Annotated in this window: 20 protein-coding genes; 13 read left to right on the forward strand and 7 right to left on the reverse strand. The window is 58.0% G+C overall.

Annotated features, from left to right (window positions below):
- Positions 1-7 precede the first annotated feature (7 nt).
- Genes ACWPW2_RS03945 through ACWPW2_RS03975 form a run of 7 tightly spaced genes read left to right on the forward strand, consistent with a single transcriptional unit; the run spans position 8 to position 4,999 of the window.
- Entirely contained in the window at positions 8-556 is a 549-nt protein-coding gene (locus tag ACWPW2_RS03945) for a hypothetical protein (RefSeq protein ID WP_454121698.1), read from the forward strand.
- Positions 553-1,071: a hypothetical protein gene (locus ACWPW2_RS03950; RefSeq protein ID WP_454121699.1), complete on the forward strand. Its 519-nt coding sequence runs from the start codon at positions 553-555 to the stop codon at positions 1,069-1,071. Before ACWPW2_RS03945 ends, ACWPW2_RS03950 begins: the two co-directional genes overlap by 4 nt.
- A complete protein-coding gene (locus tag ACWPW2_RS03955) occupies positions 1,068-2,933 on the forward strand; it encodes a secretin N-terminal domain-containing protein (protein WP_023481937.1) in 1,866 nt (621 codons plus the stop codon). The genes ACWPW2_RS03950 and ACWPW2_RS03955 overlap by 4 nt, the downstream gene beginning before the upstream one ends.
- Positions 2,933-3,406, forward strand: coding sequence for a type II secretion system protein (locus tag ACWPW2_RS03960; RefSeq protein WP_454121700.1), 474 nt, complete (start codon positions 2,933-2,935; stop codon positions 3,404-3,406). Before ACWPW2_RS03955 ends, ACWPW2_RS03960 begins: the two co-directional genes overlap by 1 nt.
- Positions 3,393-3,749, forward strand: coding sequence for a type II secretion system protein (locus tag ACWPW2_RS03965; RefSeq protein WP_270222072.1), 357 nt, complete (start codon positions 3,393-3,395; stop codon positions 3,747-3,749). The genes ACWPW2_RS03960 and ACWPW2_RS03965 overlap by 14 nt, the downstream gene beginning before the upstream one ends.
- Positions 3,736-4,251, forward strand: a complete 516-nt coding sequence (locus tag ACWPW2_RS03970) for a hypothetical protein (protein ID WP_454121701.1) — start codon at positions 3,736-3,738, stop codon at positions 4,249-4,251. Before ACWPW2_RS03965 ends, ACWPW2_RS03970 begins: the two co-directional genes overlap by 14 nt.
- Before the next feature lie 4 nt (positions 4,252-4,255).
- The gene (locus ACWPW2_RS03975) at positions 4,256-4,999 is read left to right on the forward strand and encodes a prepilin peptidase (RefSeq protein ID WP_454121702.1); all 744 of its coding nucleotides are present in this window, start codon (positions 4,256-4,258) and stop codon (positions 4,997-4,999) included.
- Here ACWPW2_RS03975 and ACWPW2_RS03980 read toward each other — a convergent pair.
- From ACWPW2_RS03980 to ACWPW2_RS04005, 6 genes are all read right to left on the reverse strand, one after another.
- Entirely contained in the window at positions 4,987-6,156 is a 1,170-nt protein-coding gene (locus tag ACWPW2_RS03980; RefSeq protein WP_454121703.1) for a hypothetical protein, read from the reverse strand. The genes ACWPW2_RS03975 and ACWPW2_RS03980 overlap by 13 nt on opposite strands.
- Positions 6,153-6,944, reverse strand: coding sequence for an outer membrane lipoprotein-sorting protein (locus ACWPW2_RS03985; protein ID WP_023481889.1), 792 nt, complete (start codon positions 6,942-6,944; stop codon positions 6,153-6,155). The genes ACWPW2_RS03980 and ACWPW2_RS03985 overlap by 4 nt, the downstream gene beginning before the upstream one ends.
- Before the next feature lie 30 nt (positions 6,945-6,974).
- Positions 6,975-8,372 carry an ABC transporter permease gene (locus ACWPW2_RS03990; protein WP_454121704.1) on the reverse strand — a complete coding sequence of 466 codons (1,398 nt, stop codon included), beginning with the start codon at positions 8,370-8,372 and terminating at the stop codon, positions 6,975-6,977.
- Between the two features lie 9 nt (positions 8,373-8,381).
- Complete coding sequence (locus ACWPW2_RS03995; protein ID WP_023481900.1) at positions 8,382-9,065, reverse strand: ABC transporter ATP-binding protein; 684 nt, start codon at positions 9,063-9,065, stop codon at positions 8,382-8,384.
- Positions 9,066-9,241: 176 nt separating this feature from the next.
- The gene (locus ACWPW2_RS04000) at positions 9,242-10,111 is read right to left on the reverse strand and encodes a nucleoside-specific channel-forming protein Tsx (protein WP_023481920.1); all 870 of its coding nucleotides are present in this window, start codon (positions 10,109-10,111) and stop codon (positions 9,242-9,244) included.
- 292 nt (positions 10,112-10,403) lie between these two features.
- Positions 10,404-10,946: a SadB/YajI family lipoprotein gene (locus tag ACWPW2_RS04005; RefSeq protein ID WP_023481909.1), complete on the reverse strand. Its 543-nt coding sequence runs from the start codon at positions 10,944-10,946 to the stop codon at positions 10,404-10,406.
- 153 nt (positions 10,947-11,099) lie between these two features.
- Between ACWPW2_RS04005 and nrdR the strand changes: the two genes are divergently transcribed.
- From nrdR to pgpA, 6 genes are all read left to right on the forward strand, one after another.
- Positions 11,100-11,549, forward strand: a complete 450-nt coding sequence (nrdR, locus tag ACWPW2_RS04010; RefSeq protein WP_023481939.1) for a transcriptional regulator NrdR — start codon at positions 11,100-11,102, stop codon at positions 11,547-11,549.
- A 2-nt stretch (positions 11,550-11,551) separates the two neighbouring features.
- On the forward strand, positions 11,552-12,655 hold the full coding sequence (gene ribD / locus ACWPW2_RS04015) for a bifunctional diaminohydroxyphosphoribosylaminopyrimidine deaminase/5-amino-6-(5-phosphoribosylamino)uracil reductase RibD (RefSeq protein ID WP_454123579.1): 1,104 nt from the start codon (positions 11,552-11,554) through the stop codon (positions 12,653-12,655).
- 89 nt (positions 12,656-12,744) lie between these two features.
- Positions 12,745-13,215, forward strand: a complete 471-nt coding sequence (ribH, locus tag ACWPW2_RS04020; protein WP_042712118.1) for a 6,7-dimethyl-8-ribityllumazine synthase — start codon at positions 12,745-12,747, stop codon at positions 13,213-13,215.
- 19 nt (positions 13,216-13,234) lie between these two features.
- Positions 13,235-13,654: a transcription antitermination factor NusB gene (gene nusB, locus ACWPW2_RS04025; protein ID WP_023481929.1), complete on the forward strand. Its 420-nt coding sequence runs from the start codon at positions 13,235-13,237 to the stop codon at positions 13,652-13,654.
- A gap of 75 nt (positions 13,655-13,729) precedes the next feature.
- Entirely contained in the window at positions 13,730-14,707 is a 978-nt protein-coding gene (gene thiL / locus ACWPW2_RS04030) for a thiamine-phosphate kinase (protein ID WP_454121705.1), read from the forward strand.
- Positions 14,685-15,206, forward strand: a complete 522-nt coding sequence (gene pgpA, locus ACWPW2_RS04035) for a phosphatidylglycerophosphatase A (RefSeq protein WP_454121706.1) — start codon at positions 14,685-14,687, stop codon at positions 15,204-15,206. Before thiL ends, pgpA begins: the two co-directional genes overlap by 23 nt.
- A gap of 126 nt (positions 15,207-15,332) precedes the next feature.
- Here pgpA and ACWPW2_RS04040 read toward each other — a convergent pair whose 3' ends face one another.
- Positions 15,333-16,307, reverse strand: coding sequence for an aldo/keto reductase (locus ACWPW2_RS04040; RefSeq protein WP_454121707.1), 975 nt, complete (start codon positions 16,305-16,307; stop codon positions 15,333-15,335).
- Positions 16,308-16,313: the final 6 nt, after the last annotated feature.

Here is a 16,313-nt window from a genome sequence, read left to right on the forward strand (position 1 = left end):
TGAAATTATGCGATTCTCCCTCTCTTTACCCTGGCTACGCTGGTCGCTGGCCTCTCTGGTGGAAAAAACGGGCAGGGTGCCGCTGCTGGCAGTGCTCGTACCGCTGCTGATGGTCGGTTACTGGCAGTGTTCCCTTGCGCCGGAAAACCGCATGCTGCTCAGTGAAAATGCGCAGCTGGAGCTGCAATTAGATAAACCGCTGGCGCTCTCGCCGCAGCCTGACAATAGCGCGGCTCTTTTACAGCGTACGCTGAATGATACCGAGTATCAGCAGGTGAAAGCGGTGTTCGACATTTTTCAGCAGAACCACCTGCAGGTTGACGGCAGCCGCTATCAATTCGGCAAAAACGGCAAAGGGCGTCAACGCGCGCTGGCGCTGACCATTCCGCTACAGGGCGAGTGGAAAAACCTGACGCGATCCCTCATCACCATGAGCAAAAGTCTGATCTTTCATGTCGACAGGCTCGCCATCAGCCGCGCCAGCCCGGAGAGCGGCCATCTGCTGATCACATTGCAGTTAACGCTGAGCCTGGCATCGGGTCTGGAGGCGTCATGAAGCTGCCGCGATATCTCAAACTCTTGCTGCTGTTGACCGCCGGGCTGCTTCTCTGGGTGCATCTCACCGACGAAGGTGCAGAAAACGGGCCTGAGATGAGCCAGGCTGCGCCAGATGAGGCGCGTCTACCGCGCCAGGCGAACCGCCCGCTACGCGTCGCGGATGATGCCAGTGCGATTGCCGATCTCTTCCCGGTCTATAACGCGCCGGTAACGAAAGCGGCCGCGCCCGCGCCGGTGGCAAAGGCGCAAAGCGTCACCTTTCCTTTTCGCGCGGTGGGGCTGTGGATCCGCAACGGCATGCGCATCGTCATCCTGACGGATGGCGCACGTAACTGGCTGCTCTGTGATGCCTGTCGTAAAGCGGGGTATATCCGGCCTGGCGGCCTGATCACACCCGACTGGCGACTGCAGGCGATAGCGCAGGACAATCTGCTTTTTGAATCATTACCGGGGCATGAGCCGTACAGCATCAGCCTTAACTCTTTGACTACACAAGCCGTAACAACACAATGAAAAAACCGATTCTCACTATGGTATGTGCCCTTGCGCTGCTGACGGGCTGCGTAAGCAGCAAACCGGTTGCGCCGGAAGGTGCCACGCCCGTCAAGACGGCGTCGCTGCTTGATGCGTTGCAGCGTATCGATAGCCAGCTTAAAAACCACCCGCAGGACGTTGAGTTGCGAACGCAGCGGCAACTGCTGGTGACACAACTGGTGGAGGGCTATATCGCGACAGCCCGCCAGGCGGCGGCGAAAAATAACTATGTTGCGGCGAGCCGCGCGTGGGAAGCGGTGCTGCGCTATCAGCCGGGTCACTTTGTCGCGCAGCAGGGATTACAGAAAATCGACCGGCTGCGCGTGCTGGATAAGCTCTACCAACAGGCGAGGGCGCAGTACCAAACCGACCCGGAGCAGGCGTTAGCCAAAATCCAGCAGATCCTTGAAGAGTCGCCCGGCTGGCCGCAGGCGGCGGAGATGCGCGACCGTCTGATGCGTGAAATAGCCGTGCAGAATCAGCCGGAGAAGAAGATCAAGCGCGAGCTGCGCAAGCCCGTAAGCTTTACCTTCAGCAAACATAATCTGAAGGAGATCTTCGCCGCCATCGGCCAGATTACCGGCATCAATATCATCTACGATAAGGATGTCTCCGATGCGGCTACCGCCAGCCTGATCGCCCACGATACCAGCGCGGAGAACGCCCTCAATCTGCTGCTGCTCTCCAACCAGCTGCGTAAAAAGATCCTCAATGGCAACACGCTGTTGATCTATCCCGCCACGATGCAAAAAGAGAAGCTCTACCGCGATACGGTGGTGAAAACGGTCTTTCTTGGTTACGCCAAAGCGAAAGAGCTGAATGTGGCGCTGCGTAACTTGATTAAGCTGCGCGATGTCCATGTCGATGAGCGTACCAACTCGGTGACCTTTCGCGGCCCGCGTGAAAGCGTGGAAAAAGCCGAGCAGTTGTTGCTGACCCTCGACCGTCCGGAAGCGGAGGTGACGCTGGCGGTCGAAGTGCTGGAAGTGGACGCCAAAGATGTTGAATCCCTGGGTATCAACTTCCCCGGGCAGATTGGTATTGGCTTTAACGCTATTGAGTCCGGCAACAGCAACATCGCCATTAACGCCCTGAATAAAAATAATATGTTCGTCAATCTCGGCTCCGGCCAGGGGCTGAGCGCCAATATGCAGAAGATCCGCTCCCATGGTCGCGTGCTGGCTAACCCGCGCATCCGCGTGAAAAACAATAAAAAAGCGGTGGTGGAGATTGGCGAGCGCATCCCGGTGCTGACCAGCAGTATCTCCGAGGGCTTTTCGCAAGAGCAGGTGGAGTATCAGGATGTCGGCCTGAAACTGGAAGTCACGCCGGATATCAGCGTCGATAACACCATCTCGATGGATGTGAAGTTTAACCTCAGCACCATCGGCAGCGCTGAACACTCGAAAGATGGCGTCGCTTACTATCGCACCAACAACCGCGATGCGGCCACCGTGCTCAGCAGCCAGAACGGGGAGACGCAGATGCTGGCGGGGCTGATCAAAGAGAGCGACAGCGCAGGGCTGAACGGTCTGCCGGGGCTGGCGGATCTGCCGCTGCTCGGCAAATTCTTCGGTAGCCATGAAAGTAACCATGAGCGGACGGAAGTGGTGCTGCTGATCACACCGACCATTGAGCGCAGCATTGACCTGCCGGGCTCCCATATCAACACCATTGAGATGGGCAGCGAAGATGCGCCTGGTGAAAGCGTCTACCTGCCGCCAGCCGCAGAGGAGACGCCGGAAGCCTCGCACTTTGCGCCGCCGCCGCTGACGCCACCGGCCACCTTTCCGGCGCTGAAAAAAGTGCCGGCACCAACCCTTGCGAAAGGCAAGCAGTAATGGCGCAGCGCAACGGCTTTACGCTGATTGAGATGCTGGTATCGCTGGCGCTGCTCGCCACCCTTGCCAGCGCCGCGATCCCGATTTACCAGCGTCAGATCCAGCAGCGCAACGAGGAGGCGCTGCGCGTGGCGCTGCGCGAGATCCGCACCGCTCTCGATCGCTATGCGCAACTGAGCGAAGAGGGGATTATCGAAAAAGAGGCGGATATGTCGAACTGGCCGGTGTCGCTGAATCAGTTGGTGGATGGCGTGATCAATAAAAAGTCGGCCAACCGGGAGAAGATCTACCTGCTGCGCGCCATCCCGCGCGATCCCTTCTGTGACTGTGAAGGTAAGCCGAACAGCGAAACCTGGCGGCTGCGCGCCTCAACGCAGGCACCCGGCGAAAGCACCGGCGGGAAGGATATCTGGGATGTCAGCTCCACCAGCATGCAGCCCGGACTGAATGGAGTGCCGTATGCGCAGTGGTGAAAAAGGTTTTACGCTGATCGAGTTACTGGTGGTGATGGCGATTATCGCCACGCTGATGACGCTGGTCGCACCGCGCTTTTTTAATCAAACCGAGCGCGCAAAAATTGTGGTGTTGCAGCATAACCGCAATGCTCTGCGCTCGGCGATTGCCGCCTGGCGTCACGATCGCCTGAGCGGGCCGGAGCAACTGGAGGAACTGGTCGAGCAGGGATACCTGTTTGATATTCCCTTAGATCCCGTCACCCAGCGACGCGATAACTGGCAAGTGAAGCGTGATGAAAACGATCAGATTATCGATGTCACTTCGCCCTCCCTGCCGGAGCAGGAACATGCGCAGGAGTAAGACCTCGAAAGAGGGTGGTTTCACCTACCTGTGGGTGCTGCTGATGCTCACCATGCTGTCGCTCTCCTTACTGAAAGAGACCCGCTCGCGCGAGGTGCAATTTCGCCAGCAGCAGGAGGAGGAACTCTTTTTTCGCGGCGTGCAGATCCGCAATGCGATCCACAGTTATCAGAAAAATGGCAGCGGCTGCTTTCCGCTGGGCTTTGAGGATCTGCTGCAAGACAGCCGCGATAAAAAGCCCGTCGCGCATCTGCGCCAGTGGTTTGCCGATCCGCTCACCGGCTCGCGCGAATGGGGGATGAGCTATGACAAGCAGGGGCGCTGGGTGGGCGTCTTCAGCAAAGGCCGCGGTACGCCGCTGCGCCGCGAACTCTTCCCGCCTGAGATAAAGAACTTCAAACAGGCGGAGCGCTACGAACAGTGGATATTCAAAACCCCGGAGGTGCTCTCCGCACCGCTCCCCTCCGCCTGCCGCTCGCTGCTTAATAAACCGGAGCGATAACCCTGTGGAAAGCCTCTTTTTTGCGCTGCTCGGCGCGATTTTCGGCAGTTTTATCAATGTGGTGATCTACCGTTTACCGCGAAAGATGCAGGGAGAAGCGATAAGCCTGAGCTGGCCGCCGTCGTTTTGCCCCCACTGCCGGACGCGGATAAATGCGCGCGACAATGTTCCGCTGCTCGGCTGGCTGTGGCTGCGCGGGCGCAGCCACTGCTGTCAGAAGCGCATAAGCGTTCGCTACCCGGCTGTTGAAGCGTTGATGGCGCTGCTGTTCGCGGCGGTAATTGCCCATAATGGCATCAACCCGACGGCGCTGCTGACGCTGGCGCTGCTGAGTCTGCTGGTGGCGATGTTTTTTATCGATATCGACCATATGCTGCTGCCGGACGTGCTGACTTATCCCTTTATGCTGCTGGCGCTGCTCTGCGCCTGGCTACGTCAGCCACTTCTTCCGACGCTACAGGAGCATATGCTGGCTGCGGCAGTCGGCTTTTTTATCCTCTGGTTGCTGAATTATGGATTTGCGCGCTGGCGCGGATGCGATGGCATCGGGGGAGGGGATATGAAGCTCTTTGCCGGCATCGGCGCATGGCACGGCATACCGGCACTGTTTGATATTATGCTGATTGCAGCACTCATCGGGCTGGCGAGCGGGCTGCTGCTCTTTCGCGCCGCGCGTCAGCAGCCCTTTCCATTTGGCCCGGCCATTATTCTCTCCTGCATCGGCTGGGCGATGGCTTACAGCCAGTAATCCAGTGAGATCTGCCAGCGGCGCTCACTCAGATTCAGCAGGTAGATTTTTTGCCACTGCAACGCCACATCCAGTGGGCCAAGATGATGGCGCAGTTCGGCAAAGCCCATATTCTTATGCCGCTGCAAATCCCGCTGTGCAATCAGGTTGAGATCGTACTGTGCGAAAAAATCCTTCCAGTAAGCCTGCAACAGCACGCTGCGGCGCGGATCCTGCCCGGCCACGGTCGGCTGGGCGCTGCCGTTGTAGTGCCCTTCGAGCCGCAGCGTCAGATCGTTTTCGCCGGTCCAGGTGAGACCCGCCGCCACGCGGTTGCGCCAGGCGATATCCCACTGGCTCTCCGGCAGCAGCGTCTCCTGCCAGCTGTAGGGCTGACGCCCGCCGGCCCACTCGCCATAAATCAGCGTTGAGCGGGAGAGCACCCGCGACAGGTTGAGACCGAACTGCGGCTCACGCTGCTGCTCTTTAAACAGCAGCAGCTGCGGGTTGAAGTTCTCCGCAAAGCGGTAGCTGGCGCTCAGCAGCAGGCGGTCGCGCGGATTGCTGGCCTGCCAGTCGAGGCTGGCGCTGCGATCGGCGCTGCCCCTGCGGATTTTCGGTGCCCAGAGCACGCTAACGGCGGCGTTGTCCCAAAAGTGTTGCAGGCGCACCATCCCATTGCCCATGCGGTTGTTGCGCAGGGTTTCCGGATCGGCAGAGGTGACGGACCGCACCGTGCCCCGGCCGAGAAAATCCGTGGGGTTATAGCCCAGCGCGACGCCGTAGCGGGTGTTGATGCGGCCCATATCCAGCATCATTTGCGGCGTCAGGTGGTAGCTGAGCCACGCTTCGCGCAGGGTATTGGTATAACGGGTTTCGCTGAGCCGGTGAGTAAACCGGCTGTCCAGGCGGTTGGAGAGCACCAGCCGCCACTTCTCACCAAGCGGTTTGTCCAGGCGCATATCCAGCGACAGCCGCTGCTCTTTCTCCTGCTGATGATTGATGCTGCTGGCCGCTTCAAACATCATATTCAGCGCCTGATAGGCATCGGGATTGAACTCGGCGCTGTCTGCCAGATCGAGGGCAGCCAGGGTCTCATCCTCCTGCGACAGCGCGGGCGCGGCTGGCAGCGTGGCCAGCAGCATTAGCCAGAGAAGGGAAAGGGGCGATCGTGTCATGAATTCGCATCCCGGAAATGGGCGAGATAATCACGCTGTAACCAGGACTCCGGTACGTCGCGCCACTGGAAATCCTTCTGGCGCAGCACGGTAACCCAGTGCGCATTAACCCCATCAATAATCACCGCTTCGGTCGAGCGGATGCCGCCCAGCACGGGCGCATAGCGGCGATAGAAGGTGGTTTTCAGCAGGTTGCCGTTAACGGCATAGAATTCTGCTTTGCGGCTCTTAAAGTCGGTCTTATCGACCCATAAATCCATCGATGGATAGGCCGCGTCTCTGTTTTGCGCCTCCAGATGCAGGTGGTAGCAGTCGCGCATCTGCCGCTCACCATCCTGGATCCGCTCTTCCCCCACCAGCTTTGCCTGGTAATCTGCCGCCCAGTTTGCGGTAACGACATCGCCGTTAGAGGCTTGCCCCATCAGCCGCTGCTGCGGTGAAATCGGCACGCTCGCCTGGCTTGTGGGATCGTAAAGCCATAAATCGCGACCGCTTTTCAGCGTCAGTTTACCGGCGTCGCGCTGCGGGCTGATAAAGCGCAGCAGGCTGCGAAACTGGCCGCCGTCCGGCGCAACCCGGGAGTAGAGCATCAGTTCGCTGGTTTCATGCTGTTTGCCATTTTTGTAACTGATAAGCGTGGTCACCAGGCTGAAGGAGCGATCCGGGTTACGTACCTCATCGCTTTTTTTCAGGATCTGCTGGGCGTTAAGCGCCGCAGATGCCGGTGCGGCACTGACCAACAGGATGGCCAGCCACGCTGAGGTCAGGCTCTTTTTCCGTAATGACATGAATTCCTCCTTTTTATTCAGGGTGTTGCATCAGATATGGCGTAGCGCTTCAACAATCGACACACGCGAGGCGCGCCGTGCGGGCCACCAGGAAGAGAGCACGGTCACCAGCAGCAGGGTGCCCGTGACGCTGGCCATCATGCGCCACTCGCCCCAGATACTGATGCGGATCGGCAGCGGCGAGGTGACGCCCGGTGGCTGCCATGTCATCCCGGAGCGGTTAATAACCCAGGCCAGCCCCAGCGCGATAATGACGCCAGAGATGGCACCAATCGCGCCCAGCAGCGCCCCCTCGCTCAGGAACAGACGCTGAATATCACCACGCTTTAGCCCCACCGCGCGCAGGGTGCCGATCTCCACCGTGCGCTCCATCACTGCCATATTCATGGTGTTGCCGACGGTGAAGAGCGCAATGCAGAGGATCAGCGCCAGCAGGAACGAGAAGATCTTGCCGAACATCGCCAGCACCTGGTTGTAGAGCGGCTGTAGCTGCGTGAAGTCATACACCGCCAGCGGTTCGCCGGAGAGTTTATTGGCGAAGAGCTGATGCAGACGCGCCCGCGCGGCTTCCATCTCTTTGCTGCTGTGTAACTGGAGCAGGATCGCCGTTACGCCGGGCGTCTCCTGGCCGAAAAGCAGCTGCTGCGCCTGGCGCAGGTGCAGGCTGACGACGGAGTCATCCAGCTCGCGTGCCTGCTGCGGCTGGGTGCCCAGCACGTTGACGCGGACAATATTTGGCGCACCGGCGGCGGAGGCGGCCAGCAGTTCAATATGCGATCCCGTGGCCGGTGGGCGCGTATCGCGGGCGCTTTGCGACAGCTCCAGCAGATCGTCAGGCAGCGCGCTGGCACTGTTCTCTCTCGTCTGCGGCGGCGCGCAGGGCTGATCTTTGACAAAATCACACAGCAGCAGCAGGCGCGCCAGCCCGCGACCAATCAGGGCGGCCTCCGGCTGGGTACCCGTCAGTGGTTTACGGTCGATGAGATCTGCGCCTATCTGATATTCATCCCATTTATCCAGTTGCGCCTGACCGACTGCCTCTGTGCCATAGATCAACACCGGACGCGAGGTACCGACCGCGTAGTGGCCTGCGAGACCGGTCAGGGAGAGAACCGGCGTAGTAACGGCAATCATCTTTTTCAGCACCGGGTCGCGGATGAGGATATCGACGATTTGTTGATAGTTATGAATGCTGTAAAGCGCAGGGTTGCTGGTGCCGTGCAAAAGATAGTCCCGCTGCTGGATCTGCAGATGGCCTTTATCGCGCACAAAGGTGGTTTGCAGGCTGTACTCAATTGACTGGTTATAGCCCGCGAACAGCAGAATGCCTATCGCCCCCACGACAATGGCGCAGAGGGTCGAGAGCGTACGTCGGCGGCTGCGCAGTAAGTTACGCAGTGCGTGTTTCATCAGCGTTGTGGTTTGCATTATCCCCCCTTACACCGTTGCCGGGCGCGTGACGCTACCGTCATGCACCACATAGAGATCGTCCGCGGCGGCAATCACCTGCGGATCGTGGGAGGAGAACACCACCGTCACCGCGTATTCACGCTGTAAATGGCGCAGTAGCTGCAAAATGGCGGCACCGGTTTTGCTGTCGAGGTTAGCGGTGGGTTCGTCGGCGACAATCAGCGCGGGACGGTGGATCAGCGCCCGGGCGATGGCAACGCGCTGGCGCTGACCACCGGAGAGCTGGTTAGGCAGCGAGTCAGCCTTATGCGCCAGACCGACATTGTCGAGCATCTCATCGATGCGCTGCTGGCGATACGCCGGGTTTTTATGCTGTATCAGCAGCGGAACTTCGATGTTTTCGCGCACGGTCAGCACCGGGATAAGGTTGAAGTTCTGGAAGATAAAACCGAGGTGGCGGGCGCGAAATTCGCTGCACTGGTCATCATCCAGCTCCGCCATCGGCTGGCCAGCAATCGTCAGAAACCCGCTGTCGGGTCGATCGATGCCGCCGATTAAGTTGAGTAAGGTTGTTTTGCCGCTGCCGGATTGCCCGGACAGGACGGTAAAGCGGTTTGCTGCAATGTTGAGCGTGACGTCTTTAAGGGCATCTACCCACACCTGGCCCAGTAAATATTTCTTACTGATGCCCTCCATTTCTACGGCCCACATGGTTCTCTTTTCCTTAGAGTAAATTCCTCTCAGGAGCGGATTTTAAAGCATGGTGATGAGCAATGGATGGGGAGGATTGGTACTGGTGTACTGGAAAGGTCTGTTTTCGGATTTTTATTCAGCGGCGTTTATTCATAAAAAAGCCGACTCGTGGTCGGCTTTTTCAGAGAGCAGAATCAGAAGTTGTAGCCGACCACCAGGTAGCCACCCCAGCCGGTAGAGCGGACGGTAGTAGTGCCAAGCATCGCATCATCTTTGAACTGACCGCCGTTATGCCAGTAACGGGCAACGACGGAGTAGTGCCAGTGATCGTAGCTCAGCGCGAGGATGTGGCTCGACGCGATGGAGTCGCTGGTACGCTGCTGTTCGCCATTGCTGTAGTAACGGCGATCGCCCAGTTTGGAGCCCCAGTCGAAGTTGGTGAAGCCGATATAGCTCAGCTGGCCGCCCCACAGTGGCGTAATCGGTACAAAGTATTTCACTTTGAAACGGTAGCCGTCCCACTCGTTTGCGTTCTCTGCGCCATAGTTCTGCCACTGGTATTTCGCATAGACGTTCAGGGAGAGGCTCATCGGCAGGCCGGTGTCGATATCGGTGCCCAGACCCATGTACCAGGTGCTCTGGCGACCGGACGCGTTACGGCCCATGTCGTAGATGTAGTTGTTGGCGAAATACCACTCTTTGAACGGACCGAAGCTCAGATCGGTATTGGTCAGCTTATCGATGGAGAAGCGCGGTTCGATCTCCATAAACAGCGGAGAGCCGTGGTTCCAGATCCCCTTCGCGCCGGAGTTGCCGCCGAAGAAGACCGGTGCATCCAGATAGCCGTAGAAGTCGAACCAATCTTTTTTGGCGAAGGCTTCATACTCCAGATAGGTATCATTACGCGGAACCGGTCCGAAACGGGTGTGATAGCTGCCCACCACGTTCACGCTCTGATGCCACCAGTCGGAGACAAATTCAGGTTTGCTGGTTTCCGCTGCGCTGGCAGAGAAAGAAGCGGTAAGCGCCAGTGCGGCACCGGCTGCGAGGAGAGTTTTTTTCATCATTACGCCACTGATTAAGATCCCAGACGGGAGTGAAAGTAAGCACGCATTACATTGCTAAATGTTTCATATTTCTGCGCGCCTATTATAAGTATCCACGCTCACAAAAATATGTGTTGTTTCACATTATTGACATATACGTAATCGATTGCGTTCACGTTTGCGTCGTTTAAACGGCGGCGATTGTACTGGCATTTATTGATAATGCCAATTGATGAATATCAAGGTTGCAGAGTGGCTGAAAAACGGAGCCGCGAAAGGGCGGGCGAGAGGCTCGCCCGCAGCAGGGTGGTTACTGAACGTTAGCGGGCTGGATATCGTGAACGCGCACAAAACCGAGTTGCTCAGGCGTGATGCCATTAAGCTGCAACGGAATGTCGACATCGCTCGGTGCCAGCGTGCTGGCCGGAGCGTTAATCAGCTGATTTTGCACATTCACTTCCTGATAGTTCTCGGTAGTGCCCTGAAGCTGACCATACTCAATGGTGCCGCTAAAGGCGGGCAGCGGATCGTTGGACTGACCCTGAATATGCAACACAACGCGCGTTCCGGCGGCGTTTGGTGCGATATCTTTCAGCGACATACGCAGTGTGCCAATCTGGCTTTTCAGCAGCGCAGGCGTATTGGCACCGGGCAGCAGGTAGGCACCGCTGCCGGATTTGGCGTTAAGGCTATTTTGCTGTGTGATTTTGACCGTCTCCTGGTTCAGCTTGCTCATCTCTTTATTGAGCGTACTGACGCTTTGATGGAGCTGGCGGACTTCGCTTTGCGGGGCGCAGGCGCTGAGGGTAAAAAGGCTTCCCAGCAACAGTGTTCTTAGGTAACGTCTTGTCATTGCGTCTGTTTCCTTGAAGGGGAGGATTGCTGTAATGGTAGATCGCAACTGCGGCCTTGCCATCGATCCATTGTCTCAAAAAGGGTCTGCCTTTGTTGTCATGCCACTTCAGGTTAAAATAGATTTCAGTTTACTCTCACGTCAGGACCCCGTATGCATTGCCCATTCTGTTTCGCCGTGGACACCAAAGTCATCGATTCCCGCCTGGTGGGAGAAGGTTCATCCGTTCGCCGCCGTCGGCAGTGTCTGGTTTGCAATGAGCGTTTCACCACCTTTGAAGTGGCAGAGCTTGTGATGCCGCGCGTAGTAAAAAGCAATGATGTGCGTGAACCCTTTAATGAAGAGAAGCTGCGCAGCGGCATGTTGAAAGCGCTGGAGAAGCGTCCGGTGAGCGCCGATGACGTAGAAATGGCGTTAAACCATATTAAATCGCAACTTCGCGCAACCGGCGAACGCGAAGTGCCGAGTAAGATGATCGGCAATCTGGTGATGGAGCAGCTGAAAAAGCTCGATAAAGTGGCCTATGTGCGCTTTGCTTCCGTCTACCGCAGCTTCGAGGATATCCGCGAATTTGGCGAAGAGATCGCCCGTCTACAGGACTGATGATGCAGGATGAAATCTACATGGCGCGCGCGCTGAAACTGGCGCAGCGCGGCCGCTTTACCACCCATCCGAATCCGCGCGTCGGCTGCGTGATTGTTAACGATGGCGAGATTGTCGGTGAAGGGTTTCATTACCGCGCCGGTGAGCCGCACGCGGAAGTGCATGCCCTGCGCATGGCGGGCGATCGCGCGCGCGGTGGCACGGCGTATGTGACGCTGGAACCCTGTAGCCACCACGGGCGCACGCCGCCCTGCTGCGATGCGCTGATTGCCGCCGGAGTAGCGCGGGTCGTTGCTGCCATGCAGGATCCCAATCCGCAGGTTGCCGGGCGCGGATTATATCGCTTACAGCAGGCCGGGATTGCGGTGAGCCACGGCCTGATGATGAGCGAGGCCGAAGCGCTCAATAAAGGCTTTCTCAAGCGTATGCGCACCGGTTTTCCCTATGTGCAGCTTAAGCTCGGCGCGTCGCTCGACGGGCGCACGGCAATGGCGAGCGGCGAAAGCCAGTGGATCACCTCTGTGCAGGCGCGCCGCGACGTGCAGCAGTTGCGCGCGCAGAGCCATGCCATTCTCAGCAGCAGCGCCACGGTGCTGGCGGACGATCCGTCGCTGACCGTGCGCTGGAACGAATTAAACAGCGATAGCCAGGCGCTCTATCCCGAAGCGGATCTGCGCCAGCCGCTGCGCATTATTATCGACAGCCAGAACCGCGTGACGCCGCAGCATAAAATCGTCAGCCAGCCGGGTGAGACCTGGTTTGCGCGCACCAAAGCCGATGCGCGCGCGTGGCCTGAGAGCGTGCGCGAAATCATCGTTCCGGAGCATAACGGCCATGCCGATCTGGTGATGCTGATGATGATGCTCGGCAAACAGCAGATCAACAGCGTCTGGGTTGAGGCGGGCGCAGAGCTTGCAGGCGCGCTGCTGAACGCGGGCCTGGTTGATGAGCTGGTGGTCTATCTTGCGCCTAAACTGTTAGGCAGCGATGCGCGCGGTCTGTGCAAGCTGCCGGGATTAACGGCGCTTGCCGATGCGCCGCGCTTTAATTTCAGTGAGATACGGCAGGTTGGCCCTGATGTTTGCCTGCACCTCACCAACGCGTGAAGCCTGCTGTAAAAGGGAAGCAGCGCGTTAAATAGTATGCTAAAATCCGCCCCCCTGCGGGGTCCGAACTGAACCTGTGAAGGAAGTGTATGAACATTATTGAAGCCAACGTTGCTGCTCCGGACGCTCGCGTCGCCATCACCATTGCGCGTTTCAACAACTTTATCAATGACAGTCTGCTGGAAGGCGCGATCGATGCCTTGAAACGTATTGGTCAGGTGCAGGACGATAACATCACCGTCGTGTGGGTTCCGGGCGCTTACGAGCTGCCGCTGGCCGCTGGCGAGCTGGCGAAAACCGGCAAATACGATGCCGTGATTGCGCTCGGCACCGTGATTCGCGGCGGCACTGCGCACTTTGAGTATGTGGCAGGCGGCGCAAGCAACGGCCTGGCGCATGTCGCGCAGGAGAGCGCCATTCCGGTCGCTTTCGGCGTGCTCACCACAGAAAGTATTGAACAGGCCATCGAACGCGCTGGCACCAAAGCCGGTAATAAAGGTGCGGAAGCCGCACTGACCGCGCTTGAAATGATTAATGTATTGAAAGCCATCAAGGCTTGAATTTTGTAAGGGGAATTACGTGAAACCTGCTGCTCGTCGCCGCGCCCGTGAGTGTGCCGTTCAGGCGCTTTACTCCTGGCAGTTGTCCCAGAACGACATCACTGATGTTGAATACCAGTTCCTGGCGGAACAGGACGTGAAAGATGTAGACGTCGTGTACTTCCGTGAACTGTTGAACGGGGTGGCGACTAATAGCGCATATCTCGATGGCCTGATGAAGCCATACCTCTCCCGTCTGCTCGAAGAGCTGGGTCAGGTTGAGAAAGCGGTATTGCGTATCGCGCTGTTCGAACTCTCAAAACGTGATGATGTGCCCTACAAAGTGGCGATCAACGAAGCTATCGAACTGGCTAAAACCTTTGGCGCTGAAGACAGCCATAAGTTTGTGAACGGCGTGCTGGATAAAGCCGCACCTGCGATCCGTCCCCACAAGAAGTGATCCGCAAGCCGGTGACGGGCGATGCTTTCAGCGCGCCGGTCCCGGCTTTTTCTTTTTTCTACAGAGGAATAACGTATGGCATGCGGTGAATTCTCCCTGATTGCCCGTTATTTTGACCGCGTACGAACTTCACGTCGCGACGTCGAAACCGGTATCGGTGACGATTGTGCGCTGCTCAATGTCCCCGAAAAACAGACTCTGGCGATCAGCGTCGACACGCTGGTGGCGGGTAACCATTTTCTCCCTGATATCGATCCTGCCGATCTGGCCTGGAAAGCAATGGCTTCTAATCTCAGCGATCTGGCGGCGATGGGCGCCGATCCTGCCTGGCTGACGCTGGCGTTAACGCTACCAGAAGCCGACGAAGCGTGGTTGCAGGCCTTCAGCGACAGTCTGTTTGAGCAAATAAGTTACTACGATATGCAGCTTATCGGCGGCGATACCACCCGTGGGCCGCTGTCGATGACCATCGGTATTCATGGCTATGTGCCGGCAGGCCGTGCGATGAAGCGCTCCGGCGCGAAGCCGGGCGACTGGATCTATGTCACCGGTACGCCGGGCGACAGCGCTGCCGGGCTGGCGATTTTGCAAAACCGTTTAACTGTCAGCGACAGCGAAGATGCGGCTTACCTGAAAAAGCGCCATCTGCGCCCGACGGCGCGTGTGTTGCAGGGTCAGGCGCTGCGTAACCTCGCAAGTTCGGCCATCGATCTCTCTGACGGTCTTATCTCCGATCTGGGTCATATTCTGAAAGCGAGCGGCTTTGGCGCGCGGATCGATCTTGATGCGATCCCTCTGTCTGATGCCATGCGTCGGCACGTCGAGCCGGATCAGGCGCTGCGCTGGGCGTTGTCCGGCGGAGAGGATTATGAACTCTGCTTTACCGTCCCTGAGCTGAACCGCGGCGCACTGGATGTAGCGATTGGTCAGCTGGGCGCACCGTTTACCTGCATTGGGCAGATGGGTGCGGACGGGGAGGGGCTCTACTTCACTCGCGAGGGAAAAGCCGTCACCCTCGACTGGAAAGGATATGACCATTTTGCATCGCACTAAAGATAAAGATATCGCAAAAAGCCGTCTTAATATGCGTAACCCCTGGCACCTGATGGCGACCGGGTTTGGCAGCGGTTTGATCCCGTTTATGCCAGGCACCATGGGGTCGATTGCGGCGATCCCCTTCTGGTGGCTGATGACTTTCCTGCCCTGGCAGCTCTATTCGCTGCTGGTGATGCTGGGGATCTCGCTGGGCGTTTATCTCTGCCATCAGACGGCAAAAGATATGGGCGTGCACGATCACGGCAGTATCGTCTGGGATGAGTTTATCGGCATGTGGATCACCCTGATGGCGCTGCCCACTAACGACTGGCAGTGGGTGGCCGTTGGGTTTGTGCTGTTTCGCATTTTTGATATCTGGAAACCGTGGCCGATCCGCTGGTTCGATCGCAATGTGCACGGCGGCATGGGGATTATGGTCGACGATATCGTCGCCGGGATTGTCGCCGCCGGGTTGCTCTACGTGATTGGTCATCATTGGCCAATTGGGCTGATTTAGCACTATCAGGCTGCGGCGTAATGCCTGATGGCGCTGCGCTTATCAGGCCTACGACACTGAATTAACATCTGGGCGTAGGCCGGATAAGGCGCGAGCCGCCATCCGGCAACCTATCTGCTCTGCGGACTACTTAAATCCCACCACCGGGTGCTGTTTGTAGGGCATCTCCAGCTCGGCAATCTGCTCCGGCTTCAGCGTTAACTCTACCGCACCTAACAACTCTTCCAGCTGATCCTCACGCGACGCGCCAATAATCGGGGCGGCAACGCCAGGCTTACTCAACAGCCACGCCAGCGCTACCTGCGCGCGCGACGCGCCCAACTCCTCTGCCACGCTCGCCAAACGTTCGGCGATCTGCGCATCGTTGGCATCCGTTTCGCTATACAGCGTTTTGCCAAACTCATCGGAGACCAGACGGGCGGTGGTTTCCCCCCACGGGCGGGTCAAACGTCCGCGCGCCAGCGGGCTCCACGGAATAATCGCCACGCCCTCTTTGTAGCAGAGCGGCAGCATCTCGCGCTCTTCTTCACGGTAGATCAGGTTGTAGTGGTTTTGCATGGTGACAAAGCGCGCCCAGCCGTGCTGCTGCTGTAACTCCAGCGCCTGCGCAAACTGGCTGGCGTGCATAGAAGAGGCACCGATAAAGCGCGCTTTGCCCGCTTTCACCACATCGTTCAGCGCTTCCAGCGTCTCTTCAATCGGCGTGTTGTAGTCCCAGCGGTGGATTTGCAGCAGATCGACATACTCCATGCCGAGGCGTTGCAGGCTGTCGTCGATGGAGCGCAGGATCTGCGCGCGGGAGAGGCCTTCTGCCAGATCGCCGACCTGGTGGTAAACCTTGGTAGCGACAACGACTTCGTCGCGGCGGGCGAAATCGCGCAATGCCCGGCCAACGATCTCTTCACTGCTGCCGTCGGAGTAGCTGTTGGCGGTATCAAAGAAGTTAATCCCGCCTTCCAGCGCGCGCTGAATAATCGGGCGGCTGCTCTCTTCCGGCAGCGTCCAGGCATGTTTACCCCGGTCCGGCTCGCCAAAGGTCATACAGCCGAGGCAAAGGCGGGAAACTTTGAGGTCTGTTTTCCCTAATGTGTTGTATTGCATGGTTCC

The sequence above is a fragment of the Kosakonia sp. Marseille-Q7440 genome (assembly GCF_965119485.1).